Source organism: Bradyrhizobium manausense (assembly GCF_018129685.1).
Classification (GTDB): Bacteria; Pseudomonadota; Alphaproteobacteria; order Rhizobiales; family Xanthobacteraceae; genus Bradyrhizobium; species Bradyrhizobium manausense_D.
Genome location: NZ_JAFCLG010000021.1, coordinates 1 through 11941, shown reverse-complemented (window position 1 = coordinate 11941; position 11941 = coordinate 1). Strand labels below are relative to the sequence as shown.

Annotated in this window: 11 protein-coding genes; 8 read left to right on the top strand and 3 right to left on the bottom strand. The window is 62.3% G+C overall.

The features are described from left to right. Positions 1 to 211: 211 nt before the first annotated feature. From JQ621_RS29980 to petA, 3 genes are all read right to left on the bottom strand, one after another. A complete protein-coding gene (locus JQ621_RS29980) occupies positions 212 to 886 on the bottom strand; it encodes a dienelactone hydrolase family protein (RefSeq protein ID WP_212240345.1) in 675 nt (224 codons plus the stop codon). Positions 887 to 1038: 152 nt separating this feature from the next. After that, positions 1039 to 3099 (bottom strand): cytochrome b/c1, encoded by a 2061-nt coding sequence (gene fbcH / locus JQ621_RS29975; RefSeq protein ID WP_212240343.1) that lies wholly within the window; start codon positions 3097 to 3099, stop codon positions 1039 to 1041. Between the two features lie 62 nt (positions 3100 to 3161). Beyond that, the gene (gene petA, locus JQ621_RS29970; protein WP_212240342.1) at positions 3162 to 3692 is read right to left on the bottom strand and encodes a ubiquinol-cytochrome c reductase iron-sulfur subunit; all 531 of its coding nucleotides are present in this window, start codon (positions 3690 to 3692) and stop codon (positions 3162 to 3164) included. Between the two features lie 279 nt (positions 3693 to 3971). Here petA and JQ621_RS29965 point away from each other — a divergent pair, with 279 nt between their 5' ends. From JQ621_RS29965 to JQ621_RS29930, 8 genes are all read left to right on the top strand, one after another. After that, entirely contained in the window at positions 3972 to 4436 is a 465-nt protein-coding gene (locus JQ621_RS29965; protein WP_212240341.1) for a tRNA (cytidine(34)-2'-O)-methyltransferase, read from the top strand. A gap of 13 nt (positions 4437 to 4449) precedes the next feature. Further along, the gene (queE, locus tag JQ621_RS29960; protein ID WP_212240340.1) at positions 4450 to 5082 is read left to right on the top strand and encodes a 7-carboxy-7-deazaguanine synthase; all 633 of its coding nucleotides are present in this window, start codon (positions 4450 to 4452) and stop codon (positions 5080 to 5082) included. Positions 5083 to 5096: 14 nt separating this feature from the next. Next, complete coding sequence (locus tag JQ621_RS29955; RefSeq protein WP_212240339.1) at positions 5097 to 5462, top strand: 6-pyruvoyl trahydropterin synthase family protein; 366 nt, start codon at positions 5097 to 5099, stop codon at positions 5460 to 5462. Between the two features lie 4 nt (positions 5463 to 5466). Continuing rightward, positions 5467 to 6366, top strand: a complete 900-nt coding sequence (gene hemF, locus JQ621_RS29950; RefSeq protein WP_212240337.1) for an oxygen-dependent coproporphyrinogen oxidase — start codon at positions 5467 to 5469, stop codon at positions 6364 to 6366. Beyond that, positions 6357 to 7106: an HAD family hydrolase gene (locus JQ621_RS29945; RefSeq protein WP_212240335.1), complete on the top strand. Its 750-nt coding sequence runs from the start codon at positions 6357 to 6359 to the stop codon at positions 7104 to 7106. Before hemF ends, JQ621_RS29945 begins: the two co-directional genes overlap by 10 nt. 333 nt (positions 7107 to 7439) lie before the next feature. Further along, positions 7440 to 8684 (top strand): ABC transporter substrate-binding protein, encoded by a 1245-nt coding sequence (locus JQ621_RS29940; protein ID WP_212240334.1) that lies wholly within the window; start codon positions 7440 to 7442, stop codon positions 8682 to 8684. Between the two features lie 238 nt (positions 8685 to 8922). Further along, complete coding sequence (locus JQ621_RS29935; protein WP_212240333.1) at positions 8923 to 9132, top strand: YodC family protein; 210 nt, start codon at positions 8923 to 8925, stop codon at positions 9130 to 9132. A 376-nt stretch (positions 9133 to 9508) separates the two neighbouring features. Next, entirely contained in the window at positions 9509 to 11824 is a 2316-nt protein-coding gene (locus tag JQ621_RS29930) for an Hcp family type VI secretion system effector (protein ID WP_212240329.1), read from the top strand. Positions 11825 to 11941: the final 117 nt, after the last annotated feature.

Sequence of the window (11941 nt, the reverse complement as noted above, 5' to 3'; positions counted from 1 at the left end):
TGCCGAGGGAACGCCACACAGGAGAAACGATCAGGCCGCCGCGCTGTGCTGGCGACCTCAGACGATTTTGGGAGAATAAATCGCACCGGCCACCTCTTAGGAGGTGCGCCACCAATGACGGGATGGGCAGGCTGCGGTGCTCATAGGAGCGGATACTCACCATGGCGCGGGGACGGCGTCAAGGGCGCCGCCCCCTCGCGGTTACCGACAATTATCCCAGATGCTTCCTGAAAAACTCCGTCGCCCGGCCCCAGGCGAGTTCGGCGGCTTCGCGGTCGTGCACGGCCTGGCGCTGCTCGTTGACGAAGGCGTGCTCGGCGTCATAGCGGAACAGCTCGAGCGACTTTCCGGCCGCCTTCATGGCCTTCTCGAAGCCGTTGACCAGCTCGGGCGTGCACCAATCGTCCTTTTTGGCGAAATGGGCCTGTAGCGGGATCTTGACGTCGGCGGGCCTGGCCGCCTGCTCCGGCGGAATGCCGTAGAACACGACGCCGGCGGCGAGCTCCGGCACATGCACCGCGCCGATGATCGTGACGGCGCCGCCGAGGCAGAAACCGGTCAGCCCGACCTTGGCGCCGTTGCGCGACAGATATTGCGTGGCGCCGCGCACGGTCTGCGTGGTGGCGTCCATGAAATCGAGCGAGTTCATCTCTTTGCCGGCGGCGTCCGTGTCGTGATACGGCACCACCTTGCCCTTGTAGAGATCGGGCGCGAGCGCATCGAAGCCGGCAAGCGCGAAGCGGTCGCACAGGCCCTTGATCTGGTCCGACAGGCCCCACCACTCCTGGATCACGACCACGCCCGGCGCATTGCCGCGTGCGGCGTTGGCGAGATAGCCCGAGGCGTCCTTGCCGTCCGGGCGCTTGAACGTGATGGTGGTTCCCATGGTGGTCCTCCGACGATGTTGTGGGGAGCGGTTGGCGGCATTCTGGCGGGTACCGGCGCGATAGGCAATCGCGCCGGACAACACACGCGCGTGTCCAATAAAAAAAGCCCCCATGCGGGGGGCTTCTTCATTTTCGGTTCGCGTCAGGCCGCTCAGTGCGAGTCGGCCCAGACCTTCTTCTTGGTGAAGTACATCAGGAATGCGAAGATGATCAGGAAAACGAACACCTGCAAACCGAGGCGCTTGCGCGCTTCCATGTGCGGCTCGGCGGTCCACATCAGGAACGTGGTGACATCGTGAGCGTACTGCGCAACGGTCGCCGGCGAACCGTCGTCATAGGTCACCTGACCGTCGCTGAGCGGCTTCGGCATTTTGATGGCGTGGCCGGGGTAGTACTTGTTGTAGTACGTCCCTTCCGGAACCGTGACCCCCGCCGGCGGGTTCTCTTCGAAGCCTTGAAGAAGCGCATCGACGTAGTTCGGTCCCTGCTCCTGGAACTGAGTGAAGAAGTCGAAAATGAACTGAGGAAATCCGCGTTCATAGGAACGCGCCTTGGTGATCAGCGAGAGGTCCGGTGGCGCTTTGCCGCCGTTGGCTGCAGCAGCTGCCTGCTCGTTCGCGAAAGGTGACGGGAAGTAATCCGCTGTACGGCCCGGACGTTCGAACATGTCTCCCTGCTCGTTCGGGCCGTCCTTAACCTTGTAGTCGGCCGCGAATGCAGCCGCCTGTGCCACCGAGTAGCCGGGACCACCAGGATCGGCCAGGTTTCGGAACGCGATGTAGTTCAGGCTATGGCAGTTAGAGCAGACTTCCTTGTAAACCTTGAGGCCTCGCTGGAGCGCACCCCGGTCATACTTTCCGAAGGGACCCGCGAACGACCACTTGTTCGACGGCGGCTTCTGATCACTTTCAGCGCGGGCATCCCCGAGCGAACCGACGAACAGCGCACCTGCCGCGACGAGCGCGACAGCGATCGACGCGACGGCCTTGCCGCTTTTGGCGAGGATCGCCTCCGAGATCGAGTTCGGCACCGGCCGCGGCGTCTCGATACGCGCGAGCAGCGGCAGCACGATCAGGAAGTAGGCGAAGTAGCAGACCGTGAGGACACGGCCGGCGATCACATAGATACCTTCCGGCGGCTGCGCGCCGAGATAGCCGAGCAGGATGCAGACCACCACGAAGATCCAGAAGAACTGCTTGGCCAGCGGGCGATACTTCGACGACCTCGTCTTTGCGCTGTCGAGCCAGGGCAGGAACACAAGCACGATGATCGCCGAGAACATGCCGATCACGCCCGCGAGCTTGTTCGGGATCGAACGCAGGATCGCGTAGAACGGCAGGTAATACCATTCCGGCACGATGTGCGGCGGCGTCACGCCCGGGTTCGCCGGAATGTAGTTGTCGGCATCGCCGAGATAGTTCGGCATATAGAAGATGAACCAGGCATAGAGCAGCAGGAAGCAGGCGACGCCGAAGCCGTCCTTGATGGTCGCATGCGGCGTGAACGGCACCGTGTCCTTTTCCGTCTTCGGCTCGACACCATCAGGATTGTTCTGGCCGGCGACGTGCAGCGCCCAGACGTGCAGCACGACGACGCCCGCGATCAGGAACGGCAGCAAATAGTGCAGCGAGAAGAACCGGTTCAAGGTCGGGTTGCCGACCGAATAGCCGCCCCACAGCAGCGTCACGATGCTCTCGCCGACATAGGGAATGGCCGAGAACAGATTGGTGATGACCGTGGCGCCCCAGAAGCTCATCTGGCCCCAGGGCAGCACGTAGCCCATGAAGCCCGTCGCCATCATCAGGAGGTAGATGATCACGCCGAGGATCCAGAGAACCTCGCGCGGCTCCTTGTAGGAACCGTAATAGAGGCCGCGCAGCATGTGGATGTAGACTGCGAAGAAGAACATCGAGGCGCCGCATGCGTGCATGTTGCGCAGCAGCCAGCCGTAGTTGACGTCACGGACGAGCAGCTCGACCGACTTGAAGGCGAGATCGGCATGCGGCGTGTAGTGCATCGCCAGGATCACGCCGGTCAGGATCTGCATCCCCAGCATGAAGGAGAGGATGGCGCCGAAGGTCCACCAGTAGTTCAGGTTGCGCGGGGTGGGATAGACGACGAACGAGGAATGGACGAGGCCAATGATCGGCAGACGCCGCTCGATCCATTGCAGGGCCGGATTGCTCGGCTGGTAGTCGGATGGTCCGCTCATGATGCGATCCTGAGGAAATAAAACGACGAGACGGCGCGAAGCTTCGGACGCGGGTCCGAAGCTCAGCCGATCTGGATTTTGGTGTCGGAAACGAAAGTGTACGGCGGCACCGCCAGATTCGCGGGCGCGGGCCCCTGGCGGATGCGGCCGGACGAATCGTACTGCGAACCATGGCAGGGGCAGAAGAACCCGTCGTAATTGCCTTCATGGGCGATCGGGATGCAGCCGAGATGGGTGCAGATGCCGATCACGACCAACCACTGGTCGTGGCCGGACTTGACCCGGGCCTCGTCGGCCTGCGGATCGGGCAGGCTCGCGACCGGAACGGCGCGCGCCTCGTCGATCTGCTTCTTGGTGCGGTGGCTGATATAGATCGGCTTGCCGCGCCAGAACACCTTGATGTCCTGTCCCTCGGCAACCGGGCTCAGATCGACCTCGATCGGCGCACCGGCGGCGATCGTCGAGGCGTCCGGATTCATTTGAGAAACAAAGGGCCAGAGCGCAGCTGCGCCCCCTACTGCTGCAGCTGCCCCCGTTGCAACGAATAAGAAATCACGGCGTGTCGGATGGTCCGCCGAAGACGCTGTCGTCACGATTCCAACCCTTTCTTCTTATGCTGCCGGTGGAACCGCTCCAGGAGCCCCCAAGGTCCCCGGAACAGCGCTGCCGGCGCCCGCGGCCCCCCGCGGCGGCAGAACTTCGCTCGTCGCCGCCAAAACAAGGCGAAAACAGCAGTCCAGAATCGTTCTATTGGCACCCTTGCAGGGCGAGCGCAAGCCCGCTAACGGCGCGGGAGCGTGCAATGCACGAATTCCGCGGCCGGCGATGTTTTATTGAGACATTTCCGGCCCACACCCACCCCTGTGACGCCCATGCAGATCGCACTTTTCCAACCCGACATTCCCCAGAACACCGGCACGATTCTCCGCCTCTGCGCCTGTCTGGGGATCGACGCCCATATCATCGAACCCGCCGGCTTCCCGGTCTCCGACCGGCATTTCCGCCGGGCGGGAATGGATTACCTCGACCACGTCAGCATCGTCAGGCACGATTCCTGGTGGAAATTCGAGGAGTGGCGGGCGGCACAGCGCTACCGCCTGGTGCTGTTCACCACAAAGGGCGCTACCGACTACCGCGATTTCCGTTACCAGACGTCGGACATCCTGCTATTCGGGCGCGAGAGCGCCGGCGTCACCGATGCGGTGGTGGAGGCCGCGGATGCGCGGCTGGTGATCCCGATCGCGCCCGGACTGCGGTCGCTCAATGTCGCCATGACCGCGGCGATGGCCGCAGGCGAAGCGCTTCGGCAGGTCCGGAACCCGCACGATTTGATATGACGAGGAGAGAGAGTTGAGTTACGCGGTCAAGGAAATCTTCCTGACCCTGCAAGGCGAAGGCGCCCATGCCGGGCGCGCGTCCGTATTCTGTCGTTTTGCCGGCTGCAACCTCTGGAGCGGCCGCGAGGCGGACCGGGCCGAGGCGACATGCCAGTTCTGCGACACGGATTTCGTCGGCACCGACGGCACGCTCGGCGGCCGCTACGCCACGGCCATGGATCTCGCGGATACCATCGCCGCGCAATGGACGGCCTCCGCCGGGAATCGCTACGTCGTGCTGACCGGCGGCGAGCCGCTGCTCCAGGTCGATGCGGACCTGGTCGATGCACTCCATGCCAGGGGCTTCGAGATCGGCGTCGAGACCAATGGAACCGTTGCCCCGCCCGCGGGCCTCGACTGGATCTGCGTCAGCCCGAAGGGCGGCAGCGAGCTCGTGCTGCGTCGGGGCCACGAGCTCAAGCTGGTCTATCCGCAGGCCCTCGCCGCTCCGGAAGCGTTCGAGGGCCTCGCCTTCGAGCGCTTCTCGCTGCAGCCGATGGACGGACCTGAAGTGATCGAGAACACCGCGCGCGCGATCGACTATTGCCTGCGCCATCCGCAATGGCGGCTGAGCGTGCAGACGCATAAATCGCTCGGCATCAGATAGGACTGAACGGACAGATGTGGGAATTGACGAAATCGTTCCGCTTCGAGGCGGCGCATACGCTGTCGGGAACGACCTTTGGCGCGGCGAGCGAAGAGATTCACGGCCACTCCTTCCGCGCCGAGGTGACGGTGCGCGGCACGCCCGACCCCAAGACCGGCATGGTGGTCGATCTCGGCCTGCTCCAGCGCGCCATCGAAGATGTCCGCCTGATGCTCGACCACAAGTTCCTCAACAAGATCGAGGCGCTGGGCACACCGACGCTGGAAAACCTGTCGCGCTTCGTCTGGGAGCGGCTCGCCCATATCGGCAAGGTGACGCGCGTCAGCATCCACCGCGACAGTTGCAACGAGAGCTGTACCTATTACGGTCCGCAAGGCTGACGACATGACATCCACACTGGACCCCGGCACAATCGAAGACCGCAAGGCCCGCGCCCGCAGCTGGTTCGAGCGCTTGCGCGACGACATCTGCGCAAGCTTCGAGCGGCTGGAAGATGAGGCGCCGCAAAGCCTTTATCCCGGCGTATCGGGCCGCTTTGCACGCACGCCCTGGCAGCGCACCGATCACAGCGGCACGGACGGCGGCGGCGGCGTGATGTCGATGATGCACGGCCGCCTGTTCGAAAAGGTCGGCGTGCACTGCTCGACCGTGCATGGCGAGTTCGCGCCGGAGTTTCGCGCGCAGATTCCCGGTGCCGCCGAGGACCCGCGTTTCTGGGCCTCCGGCATCTCGCTGATCGCGCACATGCGCAATCCGCACGTGCCGGCCGTGCACATGAACACGCGCTTCGTCGTCACCACCAAGTCGTGGTTCGGCGGCGGCGCGGACCTGACACCGGTGCTCGACCGCCGTCGCACGCAGGAGGACGCGGACACAATCGCCTTCCACGCCGCGATGAAGGAGGCCTGCACGGGGCCGAACGGCGTTGCCGATTACGACAAGTACAAGAAGTGGTGCGACGAGTATTTCTATCTGCCGCACCGCAAGGAGCCGCGCGGCGTCGGCGGCATCTTCTACGACTGGCATGACAGCGGCGACTGGGATGCCGACCTCGCCTTCACCCAGGATGTCGGCCGCGCCTTCCTCAAGATCTATCCCGAACTGGTCCGGCGGAACTTTGCGAGCGCCTGGACCGCGGAGGACCGCGAGGAGCAGTTGATCCGCCGCGGCCGCTATGTCGAGTTCAACCTGCTCTACGACCGCGGTACGATCTTCGGACTCAAGACCGGAGGTAACGTCGACTCGATCCTGTCCTCGCTGCCGCCGGAGGTGAAATGGCCATGACGCTGAAGCCCGCAGCCAAGCCCCTCCCCCGCGCCATGCTGATCGACATGGACGACACGATCCTGTCGGCCTACGGCCGGCCCGAGATCGCCTGGAACACGATCGCGGAAGAATTCGCCCCGGAGCTCGCGCCGCTGCCGCCGCAGCAGGTTGCAGCCGCCGTGCTGGCTTACGCGCGAAACTTCTGGGCCAATGCGGACGCCGCCTGGCGGCTGAAGCTTGGCGAGGCGCGCCGGCTCACGGTGCGCGGCGGCTTTGCCGCGCTCGCAGCCGGCGGCCATCGCGCGCTCTCCGACGATCTCGCCGATCGCCTCGCCGACCGCTTCACCACCTATCGCGAGGAAGCGATCTTCGTCTTTCCCGGCGCGCATGACGCGATCGACGCGTTCAAGGCCCACGGCGTCAAGCTCGCGCTCGTCACCAACGGCGCGGCCGACATGCAGCGCGCCAAGGTCGAGCGCTTCGAGCTCGCCCATCGCTTCGACCACATCCAGATCGAGGGCGAGCACGGTTTCGGCAAGCCGGAGGAGCGCGCCTATCTGCACGCGATGGAAACGCTCGGCGTCACCGCCGAGGACACCTGGATGATCGGTGACAATCTGGAATGGGAAGTCGTCACCCCGCAGCGCCTCGGCATCTATGCGATCTGGCTCGATGCGCATGGCGATGGCCTGCCGGAGGGCTCGACCATCAAGCCCGATCGCATCATCCGCTCGCTGACCGAGCTGGTGCCGCGCTGAACCCGCGAAAACAACCCCATGCACAGTAGCCGGTTGCTGCAAATTCAATAGCTTGCCGCAGGCGCGGACACGACTACGGATTTTGCGAAAAATTCTTGACCCGTCGGGCAAAACAGGCGCATGATGCCATGGTCGCGAATTTTGCGGCGCACGTCCTCGGCGGCAAGTACGAGCGAGCCGGTTAGTCATACTGACCAATCGCGCCAAGGCGCGGACGACATGTGGCTCTCCTGCGGCGACAGGAATTGACGAAAGACGTTCAGTCTCGACGCGAGACCCGACAAGAGGTCCCACACAAGCGAGCACGTTCATACGTTCACAGGGAGAAGCGAAATGCCTTTCGTCACGCGACGATTGGCGGCGTTATCGACCGCCATGATTTTATTTGCTTCCAGCGGAAGCGACGCAGTTGCTCAGAAAAAATACGATACTGGTGCGACCGATACCGAAATCAAGATTGGCAACATCATGCCGTATAGCGGACCCGCGTCCGCTTACGGCATTATCGGCAGGACGATGAGTGCCTATTTTCGGATGATCAACGACAACGGCGGAATCAATGGCCGGAAGATCAACTTCATATCCTACGACGATGGCTATAGTCCGCCGAAGACGGTGGAACAGGCACGCAAGCTCGTCGAGAGCGACGAAGTCTTTCTGATTTTCGCGCCGCTCGGCACCGCCACCAACGCCGCCATCCAGAAATACATGAATACGATGCGCGTGCCGCAGATATTCGTGTCGACCGGCGCGTCACGGTTTGGCGATCCTGAGCATTTTCCCTGGACGATGGGCTGGCAGCCGACCTACCGCGCGGAGGCACGCATCTATGCAAACTACATTCTGACGAACCATCCGAACGCCAAGGTCGGCCTGCTCTACCAGAACGACGATTTCGGCAAGGACTACATTCAAGGCCTGAAGGACGGGCTTGGCGACAAGTTCGACAGGACCGTCATCGTCAGCGCGCCCTATGATGTCGGCACGCCGACCATCGATTCGGAAGTCGTGGCGATCAGAACCGCGAAACCCGAAATCTTCATCAATATTGCCACGCCCAAATACGCGGCACAGGCGATCCGGAAAGTCGCTGAACTCGATTGGCATCCGATCCACATCATGACGAACGTCTCGAACTCGATCGGTGGCGTCATAAAGCCCGCAGGCGTCAAGAACGCCGTGGGAATCCTGACCGCCCTGTACAACATGGATGTCACCGATCCGCAGTGGGACAGCTACCCCGGCATGCAAACCTTTCGAGCTTTCCTGGCAAAGTATTATCCGGAAGCCGACACGTCCGACGGCGGTACGATGGCCGCCTACAATTTGTCGCAGGGATTGGTCGAAGTCCTGAAGGGATGCGGTGACAATCTCACACGTGAGAACGTCATGAAGGTGGCCGCTAATCTTGATTTCGCGCTCGAAACCTTCCGTCCGGGTATCCGGGTCAAGACTTCGCCGACCGATTTTTATCCGATCGAACAGATGCGAATGAGCCGCTTCAACGGCGAACACTGGGAGGGGTTTGGCCCGATCATGGACTCGCACATCGATCAGGTGGCACTTTCCACCAAGTAACTCTTTTCGTGAAGGACGCGAGGATTGCGCCTCCACAAGTCGAATGCACCGGGATGAGGAACCGGTGATGGGCTTGAGGCGGACGTGCGCCCGCGCCCCATCGCATTATGCCCCGCGATGCAGAATTTGATCGCTGCGGGGGCACAGCGGCCCTTCGCGGGCCGCCGTTTCGTGTTCGGCCTGTCATGACAAGTTGATAGTTTCATGTCCGGATCGATCAACTCGAAAGGACAAACCCATGGAATTGAAAGCCGGCGATATCGTGATGCTCAAGTCGGGCGGCCAGCCGCTGACGGTGGCGGAGGTCAAGGGCGACGACGTGCTCTGCCTCTGGATGGGCATGGAAGGCGATCTCTTCCGCGAGACGCTGCCGCTCGCCACGCTGGTCCAGGTCGAAGAGGATGAGGACGACGAAGACGAGGAAGAGGACGACGAGGACGACGAGTAAGTCCATCCTGGCCGCCAGCCTGATGGGAGCGGTCAGCTCCGGCGCGCCTGATATCCGCTTCTCTGCCGACAACGGCGCATGAGCGGATATCGCTGGATGAAGCGGATGAACTTGCGAATTCGCACCATGCCTGAGTTGTGATTGGATGAGCTTCAACCGCGCTCGAATTTGTTGACACGGTCGCTGGCCCGGTCTCCAATGGTATATGGATACAAGACGTTTGATCTTTTAGCAGTCGGCTTCTGCTTTTCGTGTAACGAAACTACTTGTCCTCTCTGGAAACGGGCCATCCGCTTTTTATGGATCACAGCCCGCGGCCGTCTCGTCACTCAGTTCGATCGAATGTTTTCCAACGCCTTGTTGAGGAGATCGTGTGATGTCGGATTTTTCGTTTGGCTGGAACAGGATCAAGAACATTGCCGGCTTCAGCGTTGACGGCCTGACGCCTACACAGCCCATGAGCGCGCCATTGACCCTGCCGACAACAGGCGTGTCCTCACACACCGACTGGTCCTCGCTGCATTACTACGTGTCGTTCCAGCTCTACAACGGCACGACGCTGACCGTGGACGGCAACACATTGTTCGCGCTGGACAACTTCTCCTTCGGCGACACGCAGACGCTCAACATCGGCAGCCAGTCGAGCGGCGCAGGCGCCGGCAAGGTCACCTTCGACCCGCTGCATCTGAGCTTCTCCCAGCTCGATCTCGACCCCAAGCTGTTCCAGATGCTCGCCTCCGGCACGCCGTTCAAGGAGGTCGACGTGCTCGGCTACAAGGTCGATGCGCATTCCAGCCACCTCGCCGTCGACTACAGCTTCGGCCTCGTGGCAGGCAAGACGCTGACCATCGACAACACCGGCATCAGCCAGCTCGATCTGGAGTATGGCTCCGAACAGCTCCGGGATTACGTCCAGAACAAGAACGGCTCGTTCCCGACGACGCCGACCGATCTCGGCGGCTGGGACCGGCTCCATAACGTTAGCTGGCTTTCCAGCGAGTCCAGCATCCCGGCGGCAGCGGCGACATCCTCAACCACCGCACCGTTGACCCTACCGACAACAGGCGTGTCCAATCAGACCGGCCCGTCCTCGCTGCATTACTACGTGTCGTTCCAGCTCTACAACGGCACGACGCTGACCGTGGACGGCAACAAATTGTTCGCGCTGGACAACTTCTCCTTCAGCGACACGCAGACGCTCAACATCGGCAGCCAGTCGAGCGGCGCGGGCGCCGGCAAGGTCGCGTTCAATCCATTGCATCTGAGCTTCTCCCAGCTCGATCTCGACCCGAAGCTGTTCCAGATGCTCGCCTCCGGCACGCCGTTCAAGGAAGTCGACGTGCTCGGCTACAAGACTGATGCGCATTCCAGCCACCTCGCCGTCGACTACAGTTTCGGCCTCGTGGCAGGCAAGACGCTGACCATCGACAACACCGGCATCAGCCAGCTCGATCTGGAGTATGGCTCCGAACAGCTCCGGGATTACGTCCAGAACAAGAATGGCTCGTTCCCGACGACGCCGACCGATCTCGGCGGCTGGGACCGGGTCCATAACGTTAGCTGGCTTTCCAGCGAGTCCAGCATCCCGGCGGCAGCGGCGACATCCTCAACCACCGCACCGTTGACCCTGCCGACAACAGGTGTGTCCAATCAGACCGGCCCGTCCTCGCTGCATTACTACGTGTCGTTCGAGCTCCAGAACGGCAAGATGCTGACCGTCGACGGCGACACATTGTTCGCGCTGGACAGCTTCTCCTTCAGCGACACGCAGACGCTCAACATCGGCAGCCAGTCGAGCGGCGCGGGGGCCGGCAAGGTCACCTTCGACCCGCTGCATCTGAGCTTCTCCCAGCTCGATCTCGACCCGAAGCTGTTCCAGATGCTCGCCTCAGGCACGCCCTTCAAGGAAGTCGACGTGCTCGGCTACAAGACCGATGCGCATTCCAGCCACCTCGCCGTCGACTACAGCTTCGGCCTCGTGGCAGGCAAGACGCTGACCATCGACAACACCGGCATCAGCCAGCTCGATCTGGAGTATGGCCGCGAACAGCTCCGGGATTACGTCCAGAACAAGAACGGTTCGTTCCCGACGACGCCGACCGATCTCGGTGGCTGGGACCGGGTCCATAATGTTAGCTGGCTTTCCGGCGAGTCCAGCATCCCGGCGGCAGCGGCGACATCCTCAGCCACCGCGCCGTTGACCCTGCCGACGACAGGCGTGTCCAATCAGACCGGTCCGTCCTCGCTGCACTACTACGTGTCGTTCGAGCTCCAGAACGGCAAGATGCTGACCGTGAACGGCGACACATTGTTCGCGCCGGACAGCTTCTCGTTCAGCGACACGCAGACGCTCAACATCGGCAGCCAGTCGAGCGGCGCCGGGGCCGGCAAGGTCGCCTTCGACCCGCTGCAACTGAACTTCTCCCAGCTCAATCTCGACCCGAAGCTGTTCCAGATGCTGGCCTCCGGCACGCCCTTCAAGGAGGTCGACGTGCTCGGCTACAAGGTCGATGCGCATTCCAGCCACCTCGCCGTCGACTACAGCTTCGGCCTCGCGGCAGTCAAGACGCTGACTGTCGACCCCTCGGGCATCACGAGGTTCAGCCTTGAGTATGGATCCGAGCAGATTCACGTCATCTCAGCGCCGGTCAATGATACGGTTCACCTGCACACCGACCTCTTTCTGGCATAGCGGCACCAGACTCAGCGCCAGGCGAACCGGGAAGGTGCTCGCACGATTTCTCTCAGCGCCGCAATGCCGCGGATGTGACCAGTCGTGATGCCGGCATGTGTTGGGGCTTTGCGATCG